Consider the following 24,172-nt stretch of genomic DNA (forward strand, 5'->3'; position numbering starts at 1 on the left):
TCTCTTCTCCCCCGATATGGTTAACAAAAAAATTTGCCTTTTGGCTAATCGGAATTAATTTGGCCGCCAGTCCCTAATCAGTGACGGTAACACCCATATTTCGGGCTGTACCTTCCACAATCTTCATCGCTGCTTCAATGTCATTCGCATTCAAGTCAGGCATTTTGGTTTGGGCAATTTCTTGCAGCTGCGCTCTAGTAATCGAGCCAACTTTGTTCCGATTAGGTTGTGCTGAACCTTTGTCTACTCCTGCGGCTTTAGAAATTAAAACCGAAGCGGGAGGAGTTTTCAACACGAAAGTAAAACTGCGATCCTCATAAACGGAAATTTCTACCGGGATTACCATCCCAGCTTGATCGGCAGTTTTGGCGTTATACTCTTTGCAAAACGCCATAATATTCACCCCATGCTGACCCAATGCTGGGCCTACAGGAGGGGCTGGATTGGCCTTGCCTGCATTCAAGGCCAATTTAATTAATGCAACAACTTTTTTCGCCATCTATTTCGTTAGCTTTGTTTTTGAACCTGATTAAACTCTAATTCCACAGGCGTATCCCGCCCAAAGATCGATAGTAATGCTTTTAGCTTGCTGCGTTCGGGACTGACTTCAATCACCTCACCTTCAAAATCTTTGAAAGGTCCAGAAAGGACGATGATTCTATCTCCCACAGCCATATCGATTTTGACGACAGGCTCTTGTTCGCGTGCTTGCTTGAAGATTCTTTCGACTTCAGTATGGCTTAAGGGTAGTGGTTTAACGTGACCTCTCCCTCTTCCATAGCGGCGTTTTTGTTCTGCCCCGACAAAGTTAATCACATTTGGTGTGTTTTTGACAACCTGCCAGCTTTCATCGTCCATGATCATTTGCACCAGCACGTAGCCCGGAAAAACCTTTTCTTCGCTGTGCTGTCTGCTGCCATCTTTCCGAATTTTCACCGCAGGTGTCTGAGGAATTTCTACTTGAAAAATTCGATCGGCTACATCTAATGTTTCGATGCGCTGTTCCAGGTTGGTTTTGACGCGCTTTTCGCAGCCAGAAGCTACCTGTACCGCATACCAACGAAGTCCTTGATGAAAGTCTTCTTCGGATAATCCTGCGTCTAATTGTTCTTCTCGCCTTTCGCGATCGTCTGGTTCATCTGTCATAACACTCATCCGAACACCTGTGCCGATCCCCAACCAAAGAAGCTATCTACTAGATAAATCAAAAGTGCCGAGAGAATCACCATTAAAATCACCGCAGCGGATTCGCTGATCAACTGCTGTCTACTGGGCCACACTACTTTATCTAGTTCTTCTTTGGTTCCTTGTAAAAACTTGACGGCGCTAAACCCAGCTTGTTTTTCTTCAGTTTCTGCTTCACCTTTTTTCGCCACGTTCCTTAATTCCCCCGTTTTGCTTTTGATTTACAGAACTCTTAAACCATGCAAAAATACCCAAAATTAGCATTTTCGAGCTTTTTGGCATCTTTTAAGAATGCTATTCCTCACTGACCACTCAAACTACCATTTTATATTGTGTTTGACTTAATCACCAGAGATTCTGGATTTCTCCAGAATCGGGGAGAAACTCGGCTGATTTCGGTGAAATTTCCACTGCTGCTGGCTCACCTCCCCAGGCTCTCACAATAAAAAACCCAGACTATTATAAAAAATCTGGGTTGACTACGCGCCCTGGAGGACTCGAACCCCCGACATCAGGTTTTGGAGACCTGCGTTCTACCAACTGAACTAAGAGCGCCTACTTGTGAGTCTGCTCTGGGTATTTTTCCATTGCATTATCTTAGTTTAGCGCAAAAAGAGTTGGTTTGCTATAACTTTTTCCAAATTTCCTCCTCAATTTTTGCCGTCTAGTTCAAAATGAAAGGCGATCGGAAAAAAATCCTCCCCTTTTCCCCATCTCTTATGTAGTGGGGCGATCGAACCGCTGTTTCAGACGAGTTGCTTTACCAACGCGATCGCGCAGATAATACAACTTAGCCCGACGGACATCACCGCGACGGATAATCTTAATGCTAGAAATTCGGGGAGAATGCAGCAAAAACACCCGTTCTACACCCACATTTTGGAAAACTCGGCGCACTGTAATCGTTTCGTTGATCCCACCATTGCGCTTGGCAATCACCACACCCTCATAAGGCTGTGTCCGTTCCTTGCCACCTTCTTGAATCACCACGCCAACTTTGATTGTATCGCCGACGTAGATTTTCGGCAGATCCTTTTTCAAATATGACTCTTCAATCGATCGGATAACTTCTTGAGCGTGCATAGCTTTTCAAATAAACACACAATTTTTTATCTTACCTTGATTCCTCTTTCTCAGTCAATTGGTCATCCAAAAACCAAGAAAGAATGAAGCATGAAATTTCCCCCTCATGCTTCATCCTTATCTTTGTCACGAATTACCTCAAAGCTTAGAAAGTAAAGGTAGTCCGTATTACGCCTACCCAAATCGTATCATTGTCGTCGTTGTGTTCTGGGTTAAGAATCACAAACGCACCGGGAGTGATGGAAATGTTGCTACTAACTCTAAAGCGATAGAAAGCTTCTAAATGATAGGAAGTATCATCATCTTCCCGATTAGTAAAGTCATTATCAGTAACTCTTGGTGGAACGCCAGCCAACAGACCTAAGAAGTTACCGGGTTTACCTAAGTCAGGAAAACCTAAACTCACCGCATAGTTAATAATCTCAGCATCAGAACCTTTGCTTCCTTGACCTAGAGATTGAGCGTCAGTGTAGCCGAACCATCCAGCAATTTGAAAATACTTGCTGGGTCGCCAAGTAGCCTCTGCGCCATAGGAATTAGCAAAAGTCGCAATATTACCGAAAGGTCTGCGAGCAAAGTCACTACCCGTACTACCTAAGAGGTTAACCCTTGAACCTGGAAAGTAAGAGTGTGTATAAGTCAAGCCCAGGCTAAAGCTGCCTTTGGGGAAGAGAACTAACTGACCAAAAGCTGTATAGGAACCATCAAAAAGTCCATTTTTTTCTAGCGGACTGCTACCATTTAGAGCGAGGTAAGCTAAGTCTACACCGATCGCCCCAAAGTTCAAGTTTACCGCTGCCCCCACACCACCATCATTGGGACGGTAAAGAGGGTTGAATCTACCAAATCGAGAAATAGCGCCACTACCACTACTTTCAAAGCCTGGATGGAAGTTTGTTACTAAGTCGTTAAACTCACCGCTATTGGCGACGATGAAAGCTCTTCCGATGTTACCCAGAGGAAATCGATAGTACAGGTCATCAACTTCTACATTACCTCCCGTATCGCCGTCAAAGGAGAGACGAGTCATGTTGGTTCCGGTAACATCTCCAGAAAAGGAAGTAAAGTTACGTGCTTGCAAACGAATTCGCAATAAGTCTTTGCCAGTAAAGCTAGCGTCGAAGTTGAGGCGTGCCCGATAGCCAAAGATAGCATTGTCTTCTAAACCCTGATAAGTTTGGGGTCTTCCCGAAGGAACTGCTCTATCATCCCCAAACACGCTAGCTACGCCGAAGATTACTTCTCCTCTCAGTTTGGTGGTGGTAGAAAACTGATTAGCTTCTACTTCTGTGACTCTGGCTTCTAAGGCATCGACTCGACCGCGTAGGGTAGCTAGTTCGGCGGCGAATTCTTCTTGTAAGCGGCGTAAACGGTCTAAGTCTTCTCTACTTACGCCACCTGGTAATGCGGCAATTAATTCTTGAATCCGATCTAAACAACTATTTAAACCTGCGGCAAACTCATAACGAGTCATGGCGCGGTTGCCGCGGAAGGTGCGATCGGGATAACCTTCAATACAACCGTATCTTTCTACCAAAGATTGTAATGCTTGGAATGCCCAGCTGGTTGGGTCTACGTCCCGCAGTTGGGAAACCGAAGTTACTTGATCTAAACCTTCTGTTCCCTGAGTTCCTTCCATGCTTTGCACAGCAGGAGCAGGTTCTTGGGTGTATTGGTCAATTTGATCTAAGGTATTGTTAGCAGCTGGCTCATTACCTAATTCACTGTTCTGTGCTACCCGATCCAAGTTTGGTGAATCAACAGTCACATCAGAAGTTGGTAAGGCAGCTAGTTCGGAATTTAATTGGCTTAAAGAAGTACCTACAGATAAGTCACTAACATTAGCTGTATCATCTTTCAACAGTGGTTTGGCAGAATTTTCTGCTGCTACTGCTCCATTTGCGGCGATAATTACGGCACTTAATACGGCAGGACTCAGTTTTAGAGTATGCCAAAGACTTGTAGACATTTGTTGCTCTCCTCACACCTAAATTTTGCTTTTCGGAAAGTCTTTAAGTTTGACTTAAACCGATCGCTAACTTGTTCCACTTGATTTTTAATTTCAATTTTAGCTATACATGACTCGTTCCTGCATCAAGAATGTATAACTAAATTAAGTGGCATATATTACCAATACTTAAGGTAGCATAAAGAGGATTAAGCTTCGTCTACTTTAACGATCTATTTTGAGTTTCCAACTTAAACTTTTGCACTGGCTGACACAAAACCAAATAACGACCATGACGTTTTAAAATTCCTTCCTCTTCAAATTGTTTCAGCAATCGGGTCACGGTTACTCTAGTAGTACAAATAGCTTCTGAAAGAGCTTGATGGGTCAAAGGTAACTCAATTAACTTTCCTTGTTCCACATCCCGACCAAACTTTCGCGCCAACCAATCTAATAGTTGGAGTAATCGGGAAGGAACTGGTCTACAATGAACAATATTCAGCAATTCTTCACTCAGTCTAATATGGGCAATTGCTGCATCCATAAATTGATACCAAATACTGCTTGGGATCAAGTTCACTTCCACACTGGTCAAACATTCTATTTGATAAGGGTCTAGGCTAGAAAGAGGTTTCCCAACAATATCCCCTGAACCCCAAAACCCTAAAATAATCGGTTTTCCGTCTTCACTCCAAGTTAAAGTCCGAACAACTCCCCGTTCAATTTTCCACAAAATATCAGACTGTAATGATAATAGGTCGTAACGGCTGAAAGTCAGCTGTTTGAGCGGAGTAGAATTTACAGAAGGGGGTGAAGAAATCAACATAAATTTTGGGTGGTAAGTGATAGTTGGTTGATGATATTGATTAGGTAAATTACTCACTAAGAAATTGGTTGACCATCTAAGCGACGGATGGCAACTACCGCAGGTTTTGGGGGGTCGTTGACAGCTTTTCCGGGCCAGTTAGAACCAATGGGAGTAATGCGAGTTTGACTGAATTTTTCCCCATCGGTTGTGTGCATAGTAAATTTGCGAGTTTCCGCAGTAGAATTTTGCCTAATTCCGTTTACTTCTCCGGGATGTTGTACTGCTAAAAATAAGGTTTGTTGGTCTTCAGTAAAAAATGGCCCTGTAGTTTCACATTCCATTGGTCCCATGCCGAATAAATATGTATTACCAGCGTTAGCGCCAGTAGTGGGAATGAACCAAATAGAGTTATTGCCGAAGGAACCAACCTTGTCTTTGCTCTTAGGATTGTTATGTTTTCCGCTAGACATATCTGTTACCATCCAGACATTTTGATTGTTGTCGATCGCGATATTATCTGGATTAGAAAAACCCGCACCTCCTGCTATTGGTTCTCCGCCTACAGCCACCATTTCCCAGCGAAATGTTAAAGCATCAGGTTCATTTTCATCTTCAATTAAGCGCATTATCCAACCGTATTCCCAAGGAGTTTCGCCTTTTGGCCCTTGAAAAATCCGTTTGTCTGGCGCACCATCTCCACCGGGAGAACCAGAGGTAAAGGTAATATATAAAGAACCATCTGGGGCAATTTCCGTATCTTCGGGACGGGCGGTACAGGTGGCACCAGCAGCATTAGCGGCAAAGTGAGCATCAACGAGAATTGCCCCTTGTTTTTCCTCTGCCGTGCCAATGTAGAGGTCGCCCAAGGTTTTGAAATTTTGTTTAAATTTGGCAATTTCCGCGTCTGATTTCGCTTTGTAGATGCCTCCTTCGGGACGTTTGGGTAGGGGTACGAGTCTGCCAACTAAGTTACTGGGCAGAACTGGGTTTACCGGAGTACTTGGTTGTAGGGCTATCCATTTGCCTGTGCCGTCGGGGTTTAATTCGGCGGCGTAGAGCATTCCGTAGCGGAGGAGGTTGGAGTTGGCTTTGTCTTTGGGGTCTTGGACTTTGCCTGTGCTGACGAATTTATACAGGTGTCCGCCTCTGCGATCGCACCCCGAATAAAACGCCAACGGTTTCCCCGCTTCCGCTCTAACCCCTACAGCTTCATGTCTGTAGCGCCCTAACCAAGTATGCTTAATCCCATAATCTTCAGGATTTGCCGGATCGACTTCCACAATCCAGCCATATTTGTTACCAGACAACCCCAGTACATTTCCCAGACCAGACAATTGCCCATCACCAATCACAAATTTTCTCTCCCCCGGGTCGAAGGAAGTACCGTCAGGATAGACTGCTTCTACTACTTGGTCTTGAAAGTTTTCTTCCGCACTTAAAACTGTACCCCAAGGAGTTGTTCCCCCCGCACAATTAGCAAAAGTCCCAATAATTCTTGCCCCTAAATTATCTACATAACCTTGCCCAGTTTTCTTCCGTAAAACAAACACACCAGGGCCACTAACATCTAAATATTTACCATCTTTTAAACCACTAATTCCGGTAATCCGACGGTCAGCAGCAGAGTTAGTTCTTTCCCATTTTCCCTCAGCATTTTTCCGAATGGAAATAATCCCCATTCCTAGATCTATTAAAGCTTCTTCCGAAACTTGTTGAATTTTTGCTTTTAATTCTGCCTGTTCTGGTGGTAAAGCAAAAGCATTAATTCCAGTTTTCCCAGCTTTTTCCAAAGCAGCTTGAATTTCCGAATTAGGTAATTTTTTACCGATGACTTTCTCGAAAGTTTGAAACCAAGGTAAAGCACTAATATATTCAAAATTAATAGTCAAGAATCCTTCATCTGTACCTGTAGATACAAAAGATAAATAATCATTGTTATAACCAAACCGAGAATCACCGATTTGATCTCCCCAAGTGCCAACAATATCGTAGGTGTAGCCTTCTGGCAATACCAAATCATCTACTACTTCATAGTTATTAAAATCTACTATTTGCTGCGCTACTGGAATGTCTTGAGTTTCCAGAGGCATTGGCCCTTTTACTGGTTGAAAGCCAATTCCACTAAAAATACCTTTATTTTGTTTAACAAGATATGTACCTAGAGCTACTGTGGCAGCACCCGCTCCCAAAAATAACAGGAAGTCTCGGCGTTTGAGTTTCATAATCAAAAAGGTGATTAGGTAGTTAAATCAGCAGGGGGCAGCAAGAAATTATAATTTCAGCCTTTATTTTATTCCTCTTAGTTTAGCCGCAAGTAAGCATTTGGTAATCTTCAGGTTAAGCAACTTAGAGCAGGGGTGCAGGGGTGCTATTTTCAGTTTTTCCCTACCCCAGTCCCCAGTCCCCAGTCCCCCATCAAGACCGATGTCCCGTGACGATGTAAGCTACTCTTTGACCAATGTTGGTGGCGTGGTCTGCCATGCGTTCTAGGTGTCGGATGACTAGGGCTAGTAGTAGGATTGGTTCGACTACGCCTTTGATGTCGCGTTGTCCGGCTAGGCGTTGGTAAAAGGTTTCGTAGGCGATATCGACTACATCATCTTGTTGTTTGACTCTTTTTCCGGCTTCTGCGTCTAAGTCGGCTAAAGCAACTAGGCTCATAGCTAGCATTGCTTGAGCTTGATGGGACATGGTAGCGATTTCTGATAAGTAAGCGTGGGGAGGGTAAGGAAAGAGTTTGACGGAAATTTCGGCTAAATCTTTGGCATAGTCGCCTATACGTTCTAAATCTCGAACTAATTGCATATAGGCGCTCAGTAGGCGCACGTCTTGGGCTACTGGCGCTTGTAATGTGATTAAGGCAGCACAGTCTAATTCTATTTGACGGTAGAGTTGGTCGATTTGTTTATCGAGTAAGGGTATTGCTTCGGCTGCGGCTAAGTCCCGGTTAAATAGGGATTGATGGGAGAGACGGAAGGATTGTTCTACTAATGCACCCATTCTGAGGACATCACGTTCTAAGCGCCTGAGACTGCGCTCAAAGTGGATGCGTTCGGGTGGGGAGTTGAAGGAAGAAGAGTTCACCCTAAATTTATTTACCAAATAAGGTGTGAGTATCTAAATGTAATTCTATTGTCAGCCAAGCTCCTCCTGTTTGGGGATGATTTTTGGCGGTGACGGAACCACCATGAGCTAAGATGATTTGGCGGACGATCGCTAATCCCAAACCACTACCTGTTGTACTAGATTTTATCGTGCTTTCCTGCTCTAGATCGGATTTGTTTTGTCTTTTGCGCGAAGGGTCGCCACGGTAAAGTCTTTCAAAAACATAAGGTAAGTCTGGTTCAGGAAATCCAGGGCCGCAATCTATAATATTAACTTCTACAAATTTGGGAATATCTATCTGTGGTAAGAGTTTTGCTTCGACTCTTATTTCTCCGTCTGTTGGGCTATATTTGATACTGTTATCGAGAATATTTAAGAAAACTCGGTATAAACGAGACTCATCTGCTTCTATGGGTAGGGATTCGGGGCCAAAATAGTTTAAATTGAGATTTTTGGCATTAGATAAAGGTTCTAAGCTTTGCCAAACGGAACAAATTAATGAGTGTAAATCTAAGGGTTTCCGGCGGAGTTGATTGCTAGAATCGGTTTCTAGTTGGCTGAGTTCTAACCAATCTTGTACTAAAGTAATCAGGCGATTGACTTCTGGTAAAAGCCTTTCTACCCAACGGCTTAATGGTGGTTCTAAACGGTCTTGTAAGGCTTCTGCTACTAAGTGAATTGATGTTAGGGGTGTTCTCAATTCGTGTGCTAAATCGGACACCCAACGATTTTGTGCTTGGGAAAATTCGGCTAAGGCTTGACGATTTTCTAGGAATACTCCGACTCGCCCATTTGATAAGGGTAAACTGGTGGCTCTTACGGTAAGAGATTTTGGTTTGAGATGTTCTTGATATTCTCCAGTTTCTGTGTTGGAATAGGTGGGATGAAATACCCATTCTTGTTTGATAGGTTGTTGTTGATGACGAGTTTGATCGATTAATACGTCGAGTTCGTAAGAACGGACTACTTCTAGCAGCAGGCGGACTTGTCCAAGTTCCCACCTGTCTATATTTAACATTTGCCTTGCTTGTTCATTACACCAAATTAGCTGGTTTTCTTCGTCAAGCATGAGAAAGCCGCTGGGTGCGACTTGGAGAATTTGTTGCCAAGTTTGGATTTCGCTTTCTAGTAGTTGGCGATGTTGATTTACTAAAGTTACTCCTCGGCGCAAACGAGAAACTAAGGGTAAGGCTGAGTCTGTCCCTGGTATTTGCAAAGCTAGGAGTAATCGCTTCAAGTGTTGATTGAAGCGAATTCGCCAAAGTAGGCAAATTCCTAACCCTACTAATAAACCTATCAGAAATTCCAAGATGAACATTTGCGCGATCGGTGGCTAGCGATCAATGATAAATATCTACTAACCACATATCAACTATCAACCAAATTGCGATCGATTAACAACTATCCAAATCGATAACCAAATCCGCGAACGGTAACAATGTATTCTGGGCGACTGGGGTCTTTTTCCAGTTTTTCCCGCATCCAACGAATGTGGACATCGACGGTTTTACTATCACCAACAAAGTCTGGGCCCCAAACTTGGTCAAGTAGTTGTTCCCGTGACCAAACGCGCCGCGGATAGCTCATAAATAATTCTAGGATGCGAAATTCTTTGGGAGCAAGGTTGATTTCTTCTTTTCGCAATAAGACGCGACATTCTTGGGGATAAAGTGTAATTTCTTTATACTGCAACATTGGCGGTTGTGTTAAACCGCTGAGGCGTTGACGACGGAGTAAAGCGCGACAACGGGCGACAAATTCCCGCATACTGAAGGGTTTGGTTAAATAGTCGTCTGCTCCTACTTCTAAGCCTAATACACGATCGGTTTCGCTACCTTTGGCGCTGAGAATTAAAATTGGGACTGGATTACCTTGGTGACGCAATAAGCGACAAATATCTAATCCATTGACTAAGGGTAGCATGATGTCTAACACTACTAGGTCAATGAATGGTTCTGTGTTGTCGTTGCTAGCATTTTTCAGGATATTTACTGCTTTTTGTCCGTCAGCAGCTGTGAGTACTTCGTAGTCTTGTTCTTGTAACGCCATGAGTAGCATTTCACGAATTAGGTCTTCGTCTTCTACTACGAGGATGCGTCTTTTTTGTCCGATTTCGGTTCCTGATGGATTTTGAGTTATCTCAAGGGAAAACATGATTGAGGAAGTTGATTCACAGTTGTTCCATCAAAACAATAACGCGATCGGTGCTTGTTAGGGGAGAAGTAGAAGAAAATTTTCAGAATTGAACGGAAAATTTCTCAATTACAGCTACAATAAGGCGTTGAAAAGATATCCAATGCTGATAATCCCTAGAGTTACTAGGAAAATGAATACTGCTAGTAATTGGGGACGTAAGACTTTACGTAAAATTACGATTTCTGGTAAGGAAAGGGCGGTGACTGCCATTGTAAAGGAAAGTACTGTTCCTAATGCCATTCCTTTGCTGACTAGGGCTTCGGTAATTGGTAAAACTCCGGCAATATTAGCATACAAGGGAACGCCAATTAATGCGGCAATTGGTACGGCAAATGGGTTGTTATTTCCTGCCCATTTGGTAATTATATCTGCTGGTGCATAACCGTGAATTGCTGCACCAATGGCTATGCCGATAATTATGTAAGGTGATACGGTTTTAAAGATTTCGGTTGCCGAGTATTGTCCTTGGGCAATTCTCTGTTTCCAAGTTAAGGGAATTTCGGTTTCTGTTTCGTCTAGTTCTCGGTTTTGTCGAGATTTTTGTAGTTCCCAAACGAAGGGTTCTACCCAGTTTTCTAGTTTTAGTAGGCTGATTGTGTATCCGGCTGCGATCGCTAAAATCACCCCAAATCCAATATAAAGCAAAGTGACTTTAAAACCAAACAATCCCCAAAGTAATATTACCGCGACTTCGTTCACCATCGGCGCGGAAATTAAATAGGAAAATGTTACTCCTAATGGCACTCCTGCTTCTAAAAATCCCATAAATAAAGGAACTGCCGAACAAGAACAAAATGGCGTAACAATCCCAATTCCAGCAGCTAATGTATTGCCCCAAATCGTGCGTTTTCCTCCTAACCAATATCGCACTTTTTCCGGTTCTAAGAAGGTTTGCACTGTTCCCACTATAAAACTTATGACTAGCAGCAATGTGAGAACTTTGGGAACGTCGTAAAGGAAAAAATGCAGGCTTGCGCCTAAATGTGTTTCTAAGGATAAGCCGAATAATTTCGTAACGATTTGGCTGGCTAGCCAGTCGAAGGGATAAAATGGATCGAACATTTTGAGTTTACACCTGCAATAGTGGCTTGATTTCTTCGGGGGAAATTACTTTTCCTTTGCTGACTATTTTGCCGTTTACTGCTAATGCTGGGGTGGACATTACTCCCCGTTTGACTATTTCTATTTGATCGGTAATATGATCGAGTTCGGCAGCAATTCCTAAGTCATTTATGGCTTTTTTGGCGTTTTCTTCTAATTGATGACATTTCTTGCAGCCGGAACCTAGAATTTCTACTTTGATGTTAGTCATAATGGTGGGTTTAGGTGTGGAATTACTTTTTTATTATACCTCTTAACTAATTGGTTATAGAGTGTTTTTAATTATTTTATAATTAAGATGATTGGGCGATTGAAATCGCTGCTACACAAACAAAGTCCGCCTGCGCGGACTAAAGAATTAGGGCGTATTTAAGACGGATTTGGTATTAGTCAAACTTATAAGCTGTTACGCATTTAAAAGTCATATTGTAGGGTGCGTCAGATTTAGATATTTTCCTTTCTACATAGGCTTTACCGTCTGACGCACCCTACTCATTAATAAGTGATTTAAATGCGTAACAGCTTAGCAATTCTCTATGAAGATGGGCTTAATTCACCCCACCCCAAACGCCTCCCCGTCTACAGGGAGGGGCTATTATTAAGCACAATTTTACAGAGAATTAGTATTAGCTAAAGAAGAAGCAAAGAAGGGAGTTTCAGTTTAGGGATTGAGCTTGATTAGATTCGGCTAAGATTGACTTCATTAATTGTCTTGCCAATATCAATCATTGTTTCCTGAGCACCTTTTTCTTTTCGCTCACTGTAGCGATCGCACAAATAATCCACCTCTCCTCGCAACAGCAAAGTAAACTTAAAAAGTTCTTCCATGACATCAACAACGCGATCGCGATAAGGTGAATCTTTCATCGTTCCATCTTCATTAAACTCCTGGTAAGCTTTAGCTACCGAAGATTGATTTGGAATCGTGAACATCCGCATCCAGCGCCCTAAAATGCGAAGTGTATTGACAGCATTGAAAGATTGAGAACCACCACTCACCTGCATGACGGCTAAAGTTCTTCCTTGAGTTGGTCTGATTGCTCCAATACTTAGAGGAATCCAGTCAATCTGGTTTTTCATGATACCGCTAATTTGACCGTGTAATTCGGGGCTAGACCAAACCTGTCCCTCAGACCACTGGCTTAATCCCCGTAGTTCCTGTACTTTGGGATGAGTATCAGGAACGCTGCCGAAAATCGGTAGTTCTCGCGGATCGAAAAACTTTACCTCTGCTCCAAATTCCTGAATAATTCGAGCCGCTTCTTCGGCTAATAAACGGCTGTAAGAACGATCGCGCAAGGAACCGTAAAGAAACAAAATTCGGGGAGGATGGTCAAAATTGGTCATTATTAATGTTCTGTCAAGGACTGCAAAAAGGTGAGTTGAGCTTCTCGTAACTCAGCATTGGGATTGGCGGTTTGGATAATCTGCATTGCATCTTCATACGGAGTTCCTGTCACAATCAGATAAGCTGCTAGCATCGTTCCCGTGCGGCGATTGCCACTGGTACAATGCACTGCAACAGCTTTGTCTAATTGATTTTGCTGCTCGATGAAGGCTTGAAGTACCTGAATCTGTTGTACAGTGGGAGGTTTTCCGCCTTTTGTGGGTAGCCAGCGGTAATTGAGCTTTGCTTGTTGATACAAGTCAAGATTTGCCGGATCGTCCATTACGGAAACGATCGCTCCAATTCCCGCTGCTTTGAGTTGAGGAATTTCCTCTGGCAAAGGTTTCCGTACTCCGGCTAATTTTCCCGGAATCACCCACCAAAGGTTTTCTAGAATTGGTTGTGTTTCTTCCATTAGATACCTACGCAACAGAGGAAACTTGTAAGGTTTCAATCAGACGAATTACTCGATCGCGAATCTCATCCCGCACTCTGGGGAAAATCTCTGGTTGTTCGGCTGGATCGTCTAATTGCCAATCTTCAAATACTTCTCTTGTCAGCCATTGGGGGGGAAGATTTACTCCACATCCACAAAGGGAAATTACAACATCGAAATTTTCCGGTTTAAATTCACTCAAGGCTTTTGAAGTTTGGCGGCTAATATCTACACCTGCATCTTTCATTGTGGCGATCGCTTCTGGTCTAACTTCAGAAGCTTCTAATCCAGAACTGGTAACTTCAATTAAACCAACTCCCAGATGCTTGGCAAATCCTTCTGCCATTTGCGATCGAGCAGAGTTTTTTTTGCAAACAAACATCACTTTTTTCATGATTGATTTCTCTCTTTAATTAGTCTTACATTCTCAAACAACGAGGTTTGTAGGGTGCGTCAGACCGAAAATTTTGGGCAAGTAACAGTAATTTTTAGTTCTGACGCACCCTACGGATGATAACTTGCAAACAAACATCACTTTTTTCATTCTGCTAATCTTCTTATTGTGTATTTCATCTAATCCGAAAAGTCCTGAAAGTTGTTGGAAATTTGTCGATAAATAATTACGGCTAATTGTGCTCCTAAAATTGGTGCTATCCAATAAATCCAATGGTGTTGCCAAAATCCTCCAATAAAAGCGGGGCCAAACGATCGCGCTGGATTCATACTTGCTCCGGTAATTGGCCCCATAAATGCTGCTTCTAATCCTACGGTTAATCCGATCGCTATTCCCGCAAATCCTATGTGGGCTCGGCGATCGAATCCTGAGCCTAAAATTACAAACATTAAAATGAAGGTAAGAATGGTTTCTAAGACTAAAGATTGTCTCCAGTTTCCATTTAAAGGTAAAGTAGCTCCGAGTTTGGCAATTCTGCCAAAACTTAACCGTAATGCTGCGGAAGCTGCGATCGCTCCTAATATTTGTGCCAGAATATAAGGCAGGATTTTGTGTTTGGAAAAAACCCCTGTTGCAGCAAATCCTAATGTTACTGCTGGGTTAAAATGTGCGCCACTAATATGAGCTAATCCATAAATTAATGCTGCTACTACTGCGCCAAACACAAAGCTAATTCCCAGATGAGTTATTGCGCCTTTACTAATCTGGTTTACCATTATTGCTCCAGTTCCAGCAAATACTAGAATGAATGTGCCGATCGCCTCTACTACAGCTTCTCGCCAACAATAAGATATTTTGCTCCTCAAACCTTTAGAAAAACTCAATTTTGCCATTCTTTTTACCTTTATTTGTTCCTCCAAAACTAGAATTTTGCTTGTTTGCGTAATAACTCAGCTAATGTCAAATCTAGCTGGGCTTTACCATCAAATACTGTTCCAACTTTTGCTCGGTTAAAATGCACTTCGGCAAGGCGATATCCTTCTTCTGGTAAGGGTACATAACCGACGGTTTTTACTGCTTGAGGTGCATTCTTAATATAGAATTTTACAAACTCTCTTAATGCCGGATTATCTTGGGCTGCTTTGGCATTAACGTAGATAAACAAAGGACGGGCTAAAGGTTGATATTGACTGGCTTCTACGGTTTTTAAAGAAGGTGCGATCGGACCTTTTCCACTATTAACTGGAACTGCCTTTAACTTACTTTGGTTATCTTCGTAATAAGCTAATCCAAAATATCCCAAAGCATTAGGATCTTGGATTACTCCTTTGGCAATTACTTCGTCATCTTCACTAGCTGTATAATCGTTTCGGCTAGCATCAACTATGCCAATTACCGCTTCGGTGAAATAATCAAAGGTTCCTGAGTCTTTACCTGGGCCAAATAATTTTAAAGGTCGATCGGGCCATCCTGGTCTAACTTGATTCCAATTAGTAATTTTACCCTCTGCGGCTGGTTCCCACATTCTTTTTAACTCGGCTACAGTGATATCTTGCACCCAGTTATTTTGGGGATTAACTACGATAGTTAAAGCATCAAAAGCTACAGGTAATTCGATAAATCTTACCCCAGCTTTGTTGCAATTTTGCATTTCTTGGGCATTAATTGGACGGGAAGCATTTGCTATGTCTACTTCTTTGTTACAGAATTTTCTAAATCCTCCCGTAGTCCCAGAAAAACCAGTTTCTACTTTGGTGTTGGGATTGGTAGTTTGGTAGTTTTTGGCGATCGCATTCGTAATTGGATAAACCGTACTTGAACCATCAATTTTTATCGGTTTCTGCTGCGATTGTACCTCAGCACATGAGTTTAACAGTGCAGCTACACCAACAACTAAAGCAAATTTTTTTAATCTAAAAGCTTTGGGCTTTTCTGTCGTATTCATACAATAGCCTCCCCCAGTCAAATGAAGTAAGGGGTACTATCCATCATTTCAAAAAAACTTGATTTGTCAAGTAGATTTCAACAAAACTTGATGTTTGCCCTTTACTCTTGGCAGGTGCGGGCGGGGGCGATCGAACTAAAGCGGCGATAATCTGCTAAATACTGCTCTAAAGCTACAAATTGGGTTAAATTCAGGCTGTAATAAATCCAGCGTCCTTCTTGCTGCGAACGCACTAAACCCGCTTCCTTCAGGGTTTTCAGATGAAAAGAGAGTTTAGATTGACTGACCTCTAAATGTTCGCATAATTCACAAACACATAACTCTCTTTCCCGCAGTAGATCGATGACTTGGAGGCGCAGCGGGTCAGACAAAGCATGAAATCCGGCGCTGATTTGAGTTGGTGTGATTGAAGACTGTAGCATCAACTTTTTTTCATACATAACCTAATCTTAACCTTATTTTGGCATTTTTAGCACCGTTTATTTAAAATGAAACCTGTAACACAATTGAGAATTGGGAATGCTGCTACATTTAAGTACTTGGACAGAAGTAGAAGCCTATTTGGAAAAGTCTACAGGCATTATTATGCCAATTGGTTCCACAGAACAACATGGGCCCACAGGATTAATTGGTACAGATGCGATTTGTGCGGAGGCGATCGCTAAAGGTGTCGGTACAGAAATTAACGCAATGGTAGCACCGACAATTAATGTAGGAATGGCGCTACATCATACCGCTTTTCCTGGCACAATTAGCTTGCGTCCGAGTACAATGATTCTCTTAATTAAAGATTACGTAACTTGTTTAGCAAAAGCCGGATTTACCAAGTTTTATTTTATTAACGGACATGGCGGAAATATTGCCACAATGAAAGCGGCTTTCTCGGAAACTTACGCGCATTTAGCCGATTTAAATGTGCCTAATTATGAGCAAGTAAAATGCCAAGTTGCTAACTGGTTTATGTGTGGTTCAGTGTATAAATTAGCTAAGGAATTGTATGGAGATCGAGAAGGTTCTCACGCTACTCCCAGCGAAGTAGCTGTTACCCAATTTGTTTATCCCGAAGCCATTAAACAAGGGCAACTTTCGGAAGAAGTTGGCAAGGGACATAGTATTTATGGTGCGATCGATTTTCGCAAACGTTACCCTGATGGCAGAATGGGATCTAACCCTGCTTTAGCAACCCCGGAACATGGCAAACAATTTTATGATTTAGCGGTGAAAGAATTAAGTAATGGCTATTTGGAATTTCTCAATGCTGAGTAAGGGTTGACCTTTGTTTTTTCGAGGTTATACTCGTAATAGCTTTATTATGGTTAGCATGAACGCGATCGCTCCTAGTCCCAGTAACCTCGATGGATCTCATCAGCTTGTTGATTCGATCGGTAAAATCTTCATTATTGCCCACAAAGAACCAACTCAATTACTTGAAGAAAGTTTAACTAAAGAAAACTTTCAATATGAAGTTATCAGGCAAGAACACAAGCCAGAATATCAAACTTATTCTCGCAGTTATCTTTGCTTAATGAACCATCGTCACGCTTGGGAAAAAGCAATTCAGGAAAACAAACCAACTTTAATTATTGAAGCAGATTTTGTTCCGGTAATCGGTTTTGGCAAACTCCCCTTGCCTTTTAACCCGCATCAAAGCAATGTAGGAATTTCCTGGCTTTATACTTGTGCTGCTCAAGTTTATAGTGTTTCCAATGAAGGATATGCGGAAGGATTTTCTACTTCAATGGTGGCATATATTATTACCCCGCAATCAGCAAAGTACCTGATTGAATTAGCCGCAGAAATTAACGAAGAATACGGAACAAATGCTTATTCATCTTGGGATTCAGATATTGATAAAATTTTAAGGAAAAAAGGGCTAAGAAATTATATTCCATTTCGGAATTATGGCGAACATGGAGGATTACCGAATTTAGAACATTATCAAAATGGGTTGAGTAAAACTCATCGAGCCGATGTTTTATATGGAAAACTAGCATTTTTGCCTTTCTATGCTTGCGAAGAAAGGGGAGGAAAAGAGAAGTTATTAATCGTAAGAATTAAAGCTCGTTTCAAGGGAATCGCTCGTTTATTACTCGGTAAATTTTTGCGAATTCCGATAATTCAAGATTCCAGCACACCAGCAAGATTGATTAGTTTTGCTGTTCGCAGACATTTATCGTTTCGTCTATAAGTTTTAGCAACCAAATATGAAAATTTTCATTACTAGCGGCGCAAGTTTTGTTATTTATTTTTCGGAAATACCCAAGAAATTAAGATAGTTTTGGGTAGAATTATCTAAGGTGAATTGATTAAGCCATTCTGAATCAATTTGTTTAGTATTACCGGATAATATACTTAAAATTGCTTGTGCGATCGCACTACTATCCCCCACTGGTACTAAAAAACCATATTTCCCATTCGCTAAAATTTCATCAGAGCCACTCGGACAATTGGTAGCAACTACATTTGTTCCTACTGCCATTGCTTCAATAAGTACCGTTGGTAAACCTTCCCAAGCTGAAGATAAGACAAATACCGCGGCTCTTGCCATATAAGCAAAGGGGTTTTTCACAAAATTTAGCAAGGCGACATCATTTTCTAAGTTTAATTCGCTAACTAAGGATTCTAAGTTCGATCGCTCTCTCCCACCCCCCAAAATCATTAACCTCGCTAGTTGCTGTTTTCGTACTTCGGCAAAGGCTTTAATTAATGTGGGAAAATCTTTTTGTTTGACAAATCTTCCCACTCCTAAAATAACCGGAGGTTCCCCATTCGCAAACCAAGGATGATCTAAAGGTTCTTTTGCCATTTGCAAAATTTCCGGCGTAATTACTGGATTATAAATTGTTTGAATTCGCTCTTTAGGCAGTTTGGTAATATTAGCTAAATTCTGGGCAACTCCTTGGGAAACTGTGACAATTCCATCAGCCCAAGGGTAAAATATTCTAGAGGTTAAAGGTATTAGGCGAGCGGAAATTTGCTCTACTCTTTTCGCTTCTACAGAAACAGTAGTATGCTCAGTAACTACTACTCGTGTTGATGTTCGGGAAAGATGTTTGGCTAATATGGCTATTTCGTTAGTAAAGTGTGTAGCGGAAAGTAATATTTTTGGTTGTTCTTGTTGCAGATAATTTATCAATTTGGGCAAACTACTAGTAGATTGAAAACTAGTAGGCAATCGCCATCTTTTTCCTCGATCGAATTTGCTAGCGTTGAAGTCTACAATTCGCGCTTCTTTGCTGACTTGGGATAAATAGGTTCCTTCGGCTTTTAATAGTACCAAATCCATCTTTATTCCTTTTTCAGCAAAACCACTAACTAAGTTAACTATTACCCTTTCTGCTCCTCCTCCGTGAAGAGATCTCAGGAGAATAGCGATCGATGGGGATGTTTTCGTCATAATTAACTTTTGGAAAAACTAGTATATATGAGCGCACAGATTTCCATTATTAGATAATATGTCAAATCTCTCAAAAAAGCAAGAGAAAAAAGTAAACTTTTAGCCAATTTTTTCAAATTAAATTTTTATCGAAAACCACAGATAAATGCCAAAATAACTATTCTTATCTGCGTTCATCTGCGGTTAATTTTTGGTTATTCTTCTAACTCTTCTTCATCTTCTTCATCTTCTTCATAATCAGAAAATTCATCGCCACCGAAGCGAGGTTGAGCGGGAATAGCGGCGACGATCGCATCAATCACCTTAGAAACCGGAACAATTTCTAAACCGACATCAGGAAACTTTTGTCCTTTGGGAACGATCGCTCTTTTAAACCCAAGTTTCGCCGCTTCTTTTAACCTTAATTCCATTTGGGAAACGGCACGAACTTGTCCACCTAACCCAACTTCGCCAATTAACACAGTTTGCGGATCGACAATGCGATCGCGAAAACTCGCCACAACTGCGATCGCAATTCCCAAATCCACCGCTGGTTCTTCCACATTTAAACCACCAGCAGAAGCCACATAAGCATCCAACTTAGACAAAGGAATTCCCACCCGTTTTTCCAAAACCGCCAAAATTTGTAACAGGCGATTATAATCAACTCCCGTAGTTGAACGACGCGGACTAGAATAACTAGTTGGACTTACCAAAGCTTGCAATTCAACTACTAACGGACGAGTCCCTTCACAAGCAACAACGATCGCCGTTCCCGGTGCAACTTCATCCCGACTTCCTAAGAACAATTCCGAAGGATTAGCAACTTCTCTTAATCCCCGATCTGCCATTTCAAAAATGCCGATTTCGTTAGTTGCGCCGAAGCGATTTTTAACCGATCGCAACAACCGATGCGAAGCAAAACGATCGCCCTCAAAATACAATACCGTATCTACCAAATGTTCTAAAACTCTAGGGCCTGCGATCGCCCCTTCCTTAGTAACGTGACCCACAATTAACATCGTAATATCATCACGTTTTGCCACCTTCATTAACGCCGCAGTACATTCCCGAACTTGAGCAACCGAACCAGGAGCCGAAGTCATTGTCGGTAAAAAAATCGTTTGGATACTATCAATTACTGCTAAATTTGGCTTCAGAGATTCCAATTCCTTTAAAATCTCTTCCAAATCAGTTTCAGCTAACACATAAAGTTTCGGTTCATTTACTTCTACTTCCTCATCATTTTCTACTGAATTTGTCTGTTCTGTCTCTTCTTCCTCAGAATTAAAATTTTCACCAACTCCCAAACGAGACGCTCTCAACTTTACTTGTTGTCCCGACTCTTCGCCGGAAACATAAAGAATGCGCCGTGACTCAGAAAGTTGATTTGCCACCTGAAGCAACAAAGTAGATTTACCAATTCCGGGATCTCCACCAATCAAAACCAAAGAACCCGGAACTACTCCACCACCCAAAACTCGATTAAATTCTTCATAGCCAGAAGACCATCTCGCTTGCTGTCTTTCAGTAATCTGGGAAAACTTTAAAGACAACCTGGGTTTTGGTTCATCATTGGCGACTAATTTACCATCACTCCGAGTCTTTGCGGGCCAACTACCGCGACTGGGAAGCGTCGATGATTGGGTAATCAGTTGTTCTTCCAGTGAATTGTAAGTATTACAGGAAGGACACTTACCAAACCATTGTGGAGACTCGGCCCCGCATTCGTTACAGATATAAGAAGTTCGAGGCTTAGGCATTGTGATAATTGTAAAAAACTGTAAAGATTAGCTTGTAATTCTTAAGAAAGCTTGAAATCCAGCAAGCATAAGAATTTCGGCTAAAAACAACTGAACCCTTTAGGGTAATATCTTAATTAATGGTACTAAAAATTAATGAACAGAAACGCTACAGATTTAAGGAGCATTGAGTAACTTGGAAAGCCACAAAGAAAAGATTTTGGTGGTAGACGATGAAGCCAGCATTCGCAGGATTTTGGAAACTCGCCTGTCCATGATTGGCTATGATGTCGTCACGGCTGCCGATGGCGAGGAAGCCTTAGAAACCTTTCGTAACGCCACTCCTGACTTAGTGGTTTTGGATGTAATGATGCCGAAACTCGATGGTTACGGTGTTTGTCAGGAATTACGAAAAGAATCAGACGTGCCAATCATTATGCTAACAGCTTTAGGAGATGTAGCCGATCGGATCACAGGTCTAGAGTTGGGCGCAGATGATTACGTAGTTAAACCCTTTTCCCCCAAAGAGTTAGAAGCTCGCATTCGTTCCGTACTAAGACGGGTAGATAAAACTGGAATTTCCGGTATCCCTAGTTCCGGTGTAATTCATGTCGTAAATATTAAAATTGACACCAATAAACGCCAAGTCTACAAAGGTGATGAGCGAATTCGGCTTACTGGTATGGAGTTTAGCTTGCTAGAACTTTTAGTTAGCCGTTCAGGAGAGGCTTTTTCTCGATCGGAAATTCTCCAAGAAGTCTGGGGTTACACTCCCGAACGTCACGTTGATACCCGTGTCGTAGATGTTCACATCTCCCGCTTACGGGCAAAATTAGAAGATGATCCGAGTAACCCAGAACTGATTCTTACTGCTAGAGGTACAGGCTATCTCTTCCAAAGAATTATTGAACCGGGAGAGAAAGAATGAATTATTTGCTGTCTGCCATCTAAGGGAGCAAGGGAGCAGGGGAGGTGGATCGGATTTTACTTCGATTGGATGTTCCCCTTTGCTCTTTGCCTGGTAATTGCAGGTAACGATTAAGTTTTGTAGATGAATTTAGTTACGTTAAATCTAGGAATATTAGCAAATAATCGCTTTTGGTGCTAGGTTTTGGTTTACACTAAAGATCGCTAATAATTTCGCACAAGTTAGCGTCGGTTGCTTTTAAATAAACTATTACAAAAATTTAACTTGGCTAAAATTTGTTATATCTTAAAATAAGGTAGTAAAAATTAACAAACAGAAATTTTAGGTTAACAAATCTTGGCAATGGAAACTCGTAAAGAAAAGATTTTGGTGGTAGATGACGAAGCCAGCATTCGCAGGATTTTGGAAACTCGCCTGTCAATGATTGGTTACGATGTGGTCACTGCTGCCGATGGTGAGGAGGCTTTGGAAACTTTTCGTACTGCTAATCCAGACTTGGTGGTTTTGGATGTGATGATGCCGAAACTGGATGGTTACGGGGTTTGTCAGGAGTTTCGCAAGGAATCTAACGTGCCGATTATTATGTTAACGGCTTTGGGAGATGTCGCCGATCGAATCACAGGTTTAGAACTAGGTGCTGATGATTACGTGGTTAAACCCTTTTCTCCTAAAGAGTTAGAAGCACGGATTCGCTGCGTGTTGCGCCGAGTGGACAAATCAGGCGGTTCCGGGATTCCTAACTCTGGGGTAATTTCGATCGGTAATGTGAAAATTGACACCAATAAGCGGCAAGTTTACAAGGGCGATCGGCGAATTAGACTTACCGGAATGGAGTTTAATCTCCTAGAATTGTTGGTAAGTCGGGCAGGAGAGGCAATTTCTCGCTCGGATATCTTACAACAAGTTTGGGGCTATACTCCAGAACGGCTGGTAGATACCCGTGTGGTTGATGTTCATGTTTCTCGCTTACGGGCAAAATTAGAAGAAGACCCCAGCAACCCAGAATTGATTCTGACTGCGCGATCGATGGGTTATCAGTTTCAACGCTTGGGTGATTTCGGGGAAAACGAAAAATAATTATCTTAAATGGCAAGGGACAATAACCAAGTTTTCAAAACTCTCCCGATCGTTGTCGGTGCATTGGGGGGAACGCTACTTTTAGCCAACCGCTTTCTCACCCCAGAATTGACGGATTCTCAAGCTCGTTCCGATGCTTTAGGTGTATTGTTGAGTGCTTTGTTGATTTTCACTGGTTTACTTTGGCAACAAGTACAACCGCGATCGCCAGAAGCAGTAGAACTTAATGGTAAAGAAGGATTTGAACTCGCACCGGATTTACCAGAAGCAGTTAAATCAGAACTAGCTTGGGCATCCTTAATGTTGTTAACTAATAGCGCCACCCGCAGCGTCGTCGTTTGGGATCGAGGTAAAGTTTTATTACGGCGGGGAATTTTGGGCGATAACCCAGAAGTGAAACCTGGGGCAATCTTACAACGAGTTATTGAAAAACAAAAGCCAGTTTATTTAGTAGACCTGAAACTCTACCCCGGAAAGATTGAGTTTGATTATCTCCCCAAAAATACTCAAGGAGTAATTTGCCAACCTATTGGTAAACGTGGTGTTTTAGTCTTGGGTGCCAACGCACCCCGCAGTTACACTCAGCAAGATGAAAACTGGATTGCCGGAATTGCTGACAAACTAGATGTATGCTTCAACTACTACTTCAATAATGATGTTGCACCAGCTGAGATTTGATCAAAGTCTATGGTTATCTTGTATTGGCTGTTAATTGTCTTGATGGTTGTGGGAATTATTGGAGCTTTAGTTCCGGGAATTCCAGGCGCTAGCCTAATTCTAGTTTCTATTTTTGTCTGGGGCGCGATCGACGGCTTTACCCAAGGTGTCTGGATCGCTTTGGCAACTGCATTAGCTGTCCTGTTACTCAGTCTAGGCATAGATTTTCTGGCTGCTTACTGGGGCGGAAAACAAGCTGGTGCTAGTAAATGGGGCCAAATTGGTGCTTTTGTCGGCTTAACTTTGGGATTCTTTGGCTTTCTACCAGCCCTGCCTTTTGGCGGCCCACTTTTGGGGATTGTGGTTGGCCCACTACTGGGAGCTATTATTGGTGAATTCCTCTACCACGGGGAATTAGAATTGCCATCGAGAATTCAGCTGGCAACTAAAGCAGGTGTGGGTATCGTAGTTGGTACTTTGGTTGGTCGGTTGATTGAGGGTGTATTGGCGATCGCCTCAGTAGTAGTTTTTATCTTTACTACTTGGCCCCCTGGAGTTGCTTAGAGGGCAGAGGGACAGAGGGGAAATTCCATTAACTCCAAACTTTCTTCTGCCTGGGTTACTTCCTGGCTATTGAACACAGTTTTTCTGAAATAAATTAATTATTTTTTTAACAGTTTGTTCGCCAATTTGTGCAGTTATTTTTAAGTAAAAATTTAATTGTTTTTTAACAATCAAAAATTTTATTAATCCCTCTTAAGCATTGCTCAAGCCCGTAGTTTCCCTGAGTAAAAAAATTATAAA

At 42.0% G+C, this 24,172-nt stretch carries 26 protein-coding genes and 1 tRNA gene; 6 read left to right on the forward strand and 21 right to left on the reverse strand.

The window, feature by feature from the left end; all coding sequences use genetic code 11:
- Nucleotides 1-73: 73 nt before the first annotated feature.
- The 19 genes from rplK to ACE1B6_RS14855 all read right to left on the reverse strand — a co-directional run bounded on the left by rplK (nucleotide 74) and on the right by ACE1B6_RS14855 (nucleotide 16,010).
- Nucleotides 74-499 (reverse strand): 50S ribosomal protein L11, encoded by a 426-nt coding sequence (gene rplK, locus ACE1B6_RS14765; protein ID WP_413258003.1) that lies wholly within the window; start codon nucleotides 497-499, stop codon nucleotides 74-76.
- Between the two features lie 8 nt (nucleotides 500-507).
- Nucleotides 508-1,155 (reverse strand): transcription termination/antitermination protein NusG, encoded by a 648-nt coding sequence (gene nusG / locus ACE1B6_RS14770; RefSeq protein WP_413258004.1) that lies wholly within the window; start codon nucleotides 1,153-1,155, stop codon nucleotides 508-510.
- Complete coding sequence (gene secE, locus ACE1B6_RS14775) at nucleotides 1,152-1,376, reverse strand: preprotein translocase subunit SecE (protein WP_413258005.1); 225 nt, start codon at nucleotides 1,374-1,376, stop codon at nucleotides 1,152-1,154. The genes nusG and secE overlap by 4 nt, the downstream gene beginning before the upstream one ends.
- Nucleotides 1,377-1,667: 291 nt before the next feature.
- Nucleotides 1,668-1,740, reverse strand: a tRNA-Trp gene (locus ACE1B6_RS14780).
- 162 nt (nucleotides 1,741-1,902) lie between these two features.
- A complete protein-coding gene (gene rplS / locus ACE1B6_RS14785; protein ID WP_413258006.1) occupies nucleotides 1,903-2,268 on the reverse strand; it encodes a 50S ribosomal protein L19 in 366 nt (121 codons plus the stop codon).
- Nucleotides 2,269-2,413: 145 nt separating this feature from the next.
- Nucleotides 2,414-4,237 carry an iron uptake porin gene (locus ACE1B6_RS14790; RefSeq protein ID WP_413258007.1) on the reverse strand — a complete coding sequence of 608 codons (1,824 nt, stop codon included), beginning with the start codon at nucleotides 4,235-4,237 and terminating at the stop codon, nucleotides 2,414-2,416.
- Between the two features lie 199 nt (nucleotides 4,238-4,436).
- Nucleotides 4,437-5,042: a Crp/Fnr family transcriptional regulator gene (locus ACE1B6_RS14795; protein ID WP_413258008.1), complete on the reverse strand. Its 606-nt coding sequence runs from the start codon at nucleotides 5,040-5,042 to the stop codon at nucleotides 4,437-4,439.
- Nucleotides 5,043-5,098: 56 nt separating this feature from the next.
- Nucleotides 5,099-7,246 (reverse strand): PhoX family protein, encoded by a 2,148-nt coding sequence (locus ACE1B6_RS14800; protein WP_413258009.1) that lies wholly within the window; start codon nucleotides 7,244-7,246, stop codon nucleotides 5,099-5,101.
- A 193-nt stretch (nucleotides 7,247-7,439) separates the two neighbouring features.
- The gene (gene phoU, locus ACE1B6_RS14805; RefSeq protein ID WP_413258010.1) at nucleotides 7,440-8,108 is read right to left on the reverse strand and encodes a phosphate signaling complex protein PhoU; all 669 of its coding nucleotides are present in this window, start codon (nucleotides 8,106-8,108) and stop codon (nucleotides 7,440-7,442) included.
- Between the two features lie 7 nt (nucleotides 8,109-8,115).
- Nucleotides 8,116-9,447, reverse strand: a complete 1,332-nt coding sequence (locus ACE1B6_RS14810; protein ID WP_413258011.1) for a sensor histidine kinase — start codon at nucleotides 9,445-9,447, stop codon at nucleotides 8,116-8,118.
- A gap of 83 nt (nucleotides 9,448-9,530) precedes the next feature.
- Nucleotides 9,531-10,283, reverse strand: coding sequence for a winged helix-turn-helix domain-containing protein (locus ACE1B6_RS14815; protein WP_413258012.1), 753 nt, complete (start codon nucleotides 10,281-10,283; stop codon nucleotides 9,531-9,533).
- A gap of 114 nt (nucleotides 10,284-10,397) precedes the next feature.
- Nucleotides 10,398-11,387, reverse strand: coding sequence for a permease (locus ACE1B6_RS14820; protein WP_413258013.1), 990 nt, complete (start codon nucleotides 11,385-11,387; stop codon nucleotides 10,398-10,400).
- A 7-nt stretch (nucleotides 11,388-11,394) separates the two neighbouring features.
- Nucleotides 11,395-11,637, reverse strand: coding sequence for a thioredoxin family protein (locus tag ACE1B6_RS14825; RefSeq protein ID WP_413258014.1), 243 nt, complete (start codon nucleotides 11,635-11,637; stop codon nucleotides 11,395-11,397).
- A gap of 467 nt (nucleotides 11,638-12,104) precedes the next feature.
- On the reverse strand, nucleotides 12,105-12,773 hold the full coding sequence (gene arsH / locus ACE1B6_RS14830) for an arsenical resistance protein ArsH (protein ID WP_413258015.1): 669 nt from the start codon (nucleotides 12,771-12,773) through the stop codon (nucleotides 12,105-12,107).
- Nucleotides 12,774-12,775: 2 nt separating this feature from the next.
- Nucleotides 12,776-13,228 carry a phosphatase domain-containing protein gene (locus ACE1B6_RS14835; protein WP_413258016.1) on the reverse strand — a complete coding sequence of 151 codons (453 nt, stop codon included), beginning with the start codon at nucleotides 13,226-13,228 and terminating at the stop codon, nucleotides 12,776-12,778.
- A 7-nt stretch (nucleotides 13,229-13,235) separates the two neighbouring features.
- Nucleotides 13,236-13,643: an arsenate reductase, glutathione/glutaredoxin type gene (gene arsC, locus ACE1B6_RS14840; protein ID WP_413258017.1), complete on the reverse strand. Its 408-nt coding sequence runs from the start codon at nucleotides 13,641-13,643 to the stop codon at nucleotides 13,236-13,238.
- Between the two features lie 179 nt (nucleotides 13,644-13,822).
- Nucleotides 13,823-14,536 carry an MIP/aquaporin family protein gene (locus ACE1B6_RS14845; RefSeq protein ID WP_413258018.1) on the reverse strand — a complete coding sequence of 238 codons (714 nt, stop codon included), beginning with the start codon at nucleotides 14,534-14,536 and terminating at the stop codon, nucleotides 13,823-13,825.
- A 29-nt stretch (nucleotides 14,537-14,565) separates the two neighbouring features.
- Nucleotides 14,566-15,588, reverse strand: a complete 1,023-nt coding sequence (locus ACE1B6_RS14850; protein ID WP_413258019.1) for a PstS family phosphate ABC transporter substrate-binding protein — start codon at nucleotides 15,586-15,588, stop codon at nucleotides 14,566-14,568.
- A 101-nt stretch (nucleotides 15,589-15,689) separates the two neighbouring features.
- A complete protein-coding gene (locus tag ACE1B6_RS14855) occupies nucleotides 15,690-16,010 on the reverse strand; it encodes an ArsR/SmtB family transcription factor (protein ID WP_413258020.1) in 321 nt (106 codons plus the stop codon).
- A gap of 97 nt (nucleotides 16,011-16,107) precedes the next feature.
- Between ACE1B6_RS14855 and ACE1B6_RS14860 the strand changes: the two genes are divergently transcribed.
- Nucleotides 16,108-16,854, forward strand: coding sequence for a creatininase family protein (locus ACE1B6_RS14860; RefSeq protein WP_413258021.1), 747 nt, complete (start codon nucleotides 16,108-16,110; stop codon nucleotides 16,852-16,854).
- 46 nt (nucleotides 16,855-16,900) lie between these two features.
- Nucleotides 16,901-17,776: an LPS biosynthesis glycosyltransferase gene (locus tag ACE1B6_RS14865; protein WP_413258022.1), complete on the forward strand. Its 876-nt coding sequence runs from the start codon at nucleotides 16,901-16,903 to the stop codon at nucleotides 17,774-17,776.
- 54 nt (nucleotides 17,777-17,830) lie between these two features.
- On the opposite strand, the gene ACE1B6_RS14870 is transcribed toward ACE1B6_RS14865, so the two are convergent.
- Complete coding sequence (locus ACE1B6_RS14870) at nucleotides 17,831-18,985, reverse strand: glycosyltransferase (RefSeq protein ID WP_413258023.1); 1,155 nt, start codon at nucleotides 18,983-18,985, stop codon at nucleotides 17,831-17,833.
- A gap of 194 nt (nucleotides 18,986-19,179) precedes the next feature.
- On the reverse strand, nucleotides 19,180-20,727 hold the full coding sequence (gene radA / locus ACE1B6_RS14875; protein ID WP_413258024.1) for a DNA repair protein RadA: 1,548 nt from the start codon (nucleotides 20,725-20,727) through the stop codon (nucleotides 19,180-19,182).
- 175 nt (nucleotides 20,728-20,902) lie between these two features.
- On the opposite strand from radA, the gene rpaB (ACE1B6_RS14880) reads away from it, so the two are divergent.
- From rpaB (ACE1B6_RS14880) to ACE1B6_RS14895, 4 genes are all read left to right on the forward strand, one after another.
- Nucleotides 20,903-21,634 carry a response regulator transcription factor RpaB gene (rpaB, locus tag ACE1B6_RS14880; RefSeq protein WP_413258104.1) on the forward strand — a complete coding sequence of 244 codons (732 nt, stop codon included), beginning with the start codon at nucleotides 20,903-20,905 and terminating at the stop codon, nucleotides 21,632-21,634.
- Between the two features lie 342 nt (nucleotides 21,635-21,976).
- Nucleotides 21,977-22,711, forward strand: coding sequence for a response regulator transcription factor RpaB (gene rpaB / locus ACE1B6_RS14885; RefSeq protein WP_413258025.1), 735 nt, complete (start codon nucleotides 21,977-21,979; stop codon nucleotides 22,709-22,711).
- 9 nt (nucleotides 22,712-22,720) lie between these two features.
- Complete coding sequence (locus tag ACE1B6_RS14890; RefSeq protein WP_413258026.1) at nucleotides 22,721-23,389, forward strand: cofactor assembly of complex C subunit B; 669 nt, start codon at nucleotides 22,721-22,723, stop codon at nucleotides 23,387-23,389.
- 9 nt (nucleotides 23,390-23,398) lie between these two features.
- Nucleotides 23,399-23,932 (forward strand): DUF456 domain-containing protein, encoded by a 534-nt coding sequence (locus tag ACE1B6_RS14895; RefSeq protein WP_413258027.1) that lies wholly within the window; start codon nucleotides 23,399-23,401, stop codon nucleotides 23,930-23,932.
- Nucleotides 23,933-24,172 lie beyond the last annotated feature (240 nt).

The organism is Floridaenema fluviatile BLCC-F154 (genome assembly GCF_041929135.1).
GTDB lineage: Bacteria > Cyanobacteriota > Cyanobacteriia > Cyanobacteriales > Aerosakkonemataceae > Floridanema > Floridanema fluviatile.

What these genes read in the sequence shown, in the direction of transcription:
- ACE1B6_RS14845 (WP_413258018.1), bottom strand. Translation starts at nt 14,536, where the DNA reads ATGGCAAAATTGAGTTTTTCTAAAGGTTTGAGGAGCAAAATATCTTAT.
- nusG (WP_413258004.1), bottom strand. Translation starts at nt 1,155, where the DNA reads ATGAGTGTTATGACAGATGAACCAGACGATCGCGAAAGGCGAGAAGAA.
- ACE1B6_RS14865 (WP_413258022.1), top strand. Translation starts at nt 16,901, where the DNA reads ATGGTTAGCATGAACGCGATCGCTCCTAGTCCCAGTAACCTCGATGGA.
- arsH (WP_413258015.1), bottom strand. Translation starts at nt 12,773, where the DNA reads ATGACCAATTTTGACCATCCTCCCCGAATTTTGTTTCTTTACGGTTCC.
- ACE1B6_RS14860 (WP_413258021.1), top strand. Translation starts at nt 16,108, where the DNA reads ATGCTGCTACATTTAAGTACTTGGACAGAAGTAGAAGCCTATTTGGAA.
- ACE1B6_RS14895 (WP_413258027.1), top strand. Translation starts at nt 23,399, where the DNA reads ATGGTTATCTTGTATTGGCTGTTAATTGTCTTGATGGTTGTGGGAATT.
- arsC (WP_413258017.1), bottom strand. Translation starts at nt 13,643, where the DNA reads ATGAAAAAAGTGATGTTTGTTTGCAAAAAAAACTCTGCTCGATCGCAA.
- radA (WP_413258024.1), bottom strand. Translation starts at nt 20,727, where the DNA reads ATGCCTAAGCCTCGAACTTCTTATATCTGTAACGAATGCGGGGCCGAG.
- rplK (WP_413258003.1), bottom strand. Translation starts at nt 499, where the DNA reads ATGGCGAAAAAAGTTGTTGCATTAATTAAATTGGCCTTGAATGCAGGC.
- ACE1B6_RS14820 (WP_413258013.1), bottom strand. Translation starts at nt 11,387, where the DNA reads ATGTTCGATCCATTTTATCCCTTCGACTGGCTAGCCAGCCAAATCGTT.
- ACE1B6_RS14855 (WP_413258020.1), bottom strand. Translation starts at nt 16,010, where the DNA reads ATGCTACAGTCTTCAATCACACCAACTCAAATCAGCGCCGGATTTCAT.
- ACE1B6_RS14835 (WP_413258016.1), bottom strand. Translation starts at nt 13,228, where the DNA reads ATGGAAGAAACACAACCAATTCTAGAAAACCTTTGGTGGGTGATTCCG.
- ACE1B6_RS14810 (WP_413258011.1), bottom strand. Translation starts at nt 9,447, where the DNA reads ATGTTCATCTTGGAATTTCTGATAGGTTTATTAGTAGGGTTAGGAATT.
- ACE1B6_RS14870 (WP_413258023.1), bottom strand. Translation starts at nt 18,985, where the DNA reads ATGACGAAAACATCCCCATCGATCGCTATTCTCCTGAGATCTCTTCAC.
- ACE1B6_RS14825 (WP_413258014.1), bottom strand. Translation starts at nt 11,637, where the DNA reads ATGACTAACATCAAAGTAGAAATTCTAGGTTCCGGCTGCAAGAAATGT.
- ACE1B6_RS14850 (WP_413258019.1), bottom strand. Translation starts at nt 15,588, where the DNA reads ATGAATACGACAGAAAAGCCCAAAGCTTTTAGATTAAAAAAATTTGCT.
- ACE1B6_RS14790 (WP_413258007.1), bottom strand. Translation starts at nt 4,237, where the DNA reads ATGTCTACAAGTCTTTGGCATACTCTAAAACTGAGTCCTGCCGTATTA.
- rplS (WP_413258006.1), bottom strand. Translation starts at nt 2,268, where the DNA reads ATGCACGCTCAAGAAGTTATCCGATCGATTGAAGAGTCATATTTGAAA.
- ACE1B6_RS14800 (WP_413258009.1), bottom strand. Translation starts at nt 7,246, where the DNA reads ATGAAACTCAAACGCCGAGACTTCCTGTTATTTTTGGGAGCGGGTGCT.
- ACE1B6_RS14890 (WP_413258026.1), top strand. Translation starts at nt 22,721, where the DNA reads ATGGCAAGGGACAATAACCAAGTTTTCAAAACTCTCCCGATCGTTGTC.
- ACE1B6_RS14815 (WP_413258012.1), bottom strand. Translation starts at nt 10,283, where the DNA reads ATGTTTTCCCTTGAGATAACTCAAAATCCATCAGGAACCGAAATCGGA.
- ACE1B6_RS14795 (WP_413258008.1), bottom strand. Translation starts at nt 5,042, where the DNA reads ATGTTGATTTCTTCACCCCCTTCTGTAAATTCTACTCCGCTCAAACAG.
- rpaB (WP_413258025.1), top strand. Translation starts at nt 21,977, where the DNA reads ATGGAAACTCGTAAAGAAAAGATTTTGGTGGTAGATGACGAAGCCAGC.